This is a genomic window from Thermogutta sp. (assembly GCF_014359955.1).
Classification (GTDB): Bacteria; Planctomycetota; Planctomycetia; order Pirellulales; family Thermoguttaceae; genus Thermogutta.
The window spans coordinates 1-1,596 of sequence record NZ_JACIYL010000921.1 but is presented as its reverse complement, the minus strand read 5'-3'; the positions used below and the strand labels follow the sequence as shown (position 1 = coordinate 1,596).

The following is a 1,596-nucleotide window of genomic DNA, read 5'->3' as shown; positions in this document are numbered from 1 at the left end:
GGGAATCGCGCCTGTCCTGAGCTTCTGGCCGGATGTCGTATTCGTCACGAATCATGCAATCGATCAAAGACTCAATCAATAAAAAATGGTCAAGCAATTGAAGGCGAACGACTAAGATATTGGCTCCTGATGGGAGGACTGTCATGTTCAGATGTTTAGTCTGCAGAAACAGCTTTGTTTTGAGGAATGTGATTGGTGAGCGGATGTTGCTCGCCATCGCACTTGCTTACGCCGTTTGCGCTGGCGCGGAAACGGCCACCTCGCTGGCTGACGGGTCTTCCACGGCTGGCCATTCGCCTACATCCGTTGGCGTATCATTAAGGACAACACGGAGTGAAGCTGTCTCGCAAGAGGCGGTTACTTCAGAATCACGAGGCTCCCTGCCCAATATTGTGCTCATCCTGGCTGATGATCTGGGCTATGGAGAAGTGGGGTGCTACGGTCAGAAAAAGATTCACACCCCCAATCTTGACCGTATGGCGGCTGAAGGAATGCGATTTCTCCAGTTTTACGCGGGTGCTCCGGTTTGTGCCCCGTCGCGCTGTGTTCTTCTCACGGGGAAGCATTTGGGGCATGCCGCGATCCGTGATAATTCTGAGGTGCAACCAGAAGGTCAATGGCCGTTGCCTGCGGAGGAGATCACCATCGCCGAGCTTCTCAAAAAGCGGGGTTACGCCACGGCAGCGATTGGAAAGTGGGGCTTGGGACCGCCCCACTCGAGTGGCGACCCCAACGTCCAGGGATTTGACCTGTTCTTCGGCTACAACTGCCAGCGGCATGCACACAACCATTACCCCCATTGGCTCTACCGGAACCATGAGAAAGTGATCCTCAACAATCCCGATTTTCCGGCCCGTCAGCGATTTCCCAGTGACCTCGATCCCAGGGACCCCGCGGCGTACTCGAGATTTTCAGGGCAGGAGTATGCACCCGATCGCATGGTGGAGGAAGCCCTCCAATTCATACGGGAAAACCGTGATCGACCTTTCTTCCTTTATTTTGCGACGACGCTGACCCATCTCGCCCTTCAGGTCCCGGAGGATTCGCTCAAGGAGTATTTAGGACGTTTTCCGGAGACGCCTTATCTTGGAGACCGTGGTTATCTGCCATGTTTTGCTCCCCGGGCAACTTATGCTGCGATGGTATCCAGGTTGGACAGACACGTGGGCATGCTTATCGAGGAAATAAAGAAGCTCGGTCTGGCCCGCAATACACTCGTGCTCTTCACCTCTGATAATGGTCCTACCCACGGACGCGGGGGTGGTCCGGAGGATGGAGTGGGTGGCTCCGATTCTGTGTTTTTTGAGAGTGCAGGGCCCTTCCGGGGACTTAAAGGGAGTGTCTTCGAGGGAGGCATCCGGGTACCCATGATCGCGTGGTGGCCGGAGCACGTCCCGGCCGGAACCGTGTCGGATCACGTTGCCGCGTTTTATGACATTCTGCCTACTCTTGCGGAACTGGCCTCTGTAAAGGTACCTCCAGGAGTTGATGGCATCAGCTTCCTGCCCACTTTGCTTGGACATCCAGAAAAGCAGCGGAAACACGACTACCTGGTGTGGGAATTTTATGGTTACGGCGGGCAGCAAGCCGTTCGCT

The 1,596-nt window shown here is 55.2% G+C and carries 2 protein-coding genes; one reads left to right on the top strand and one right to left on the bottom strand.

Annotation, left to right across the window (positions count from 1 at the left end):
• Positions 1-217, bottom strand: a 217-nt coding sequence (locus H5U08_RS18205) for a hypothetical protein (RefSeq protein ID WP_297036397.1), incomplete at its 3' end; no start/stop codon positions are given.
• Between H5U08_RS18205 and H5U08_RS18200 the strand changes: the two genes are divergently transcribed.
• On the top strand, positions 204-1,596 hold a 1,393-nt coding region (locus H5U08_RS18200; RefSeq protein ID WP_297036395.1), incomplete at its 3' end, for an arylsulfatase. The genes H5U08_RS18205 and H5U08_RS18200 overlap by 14 nt on opposite strands.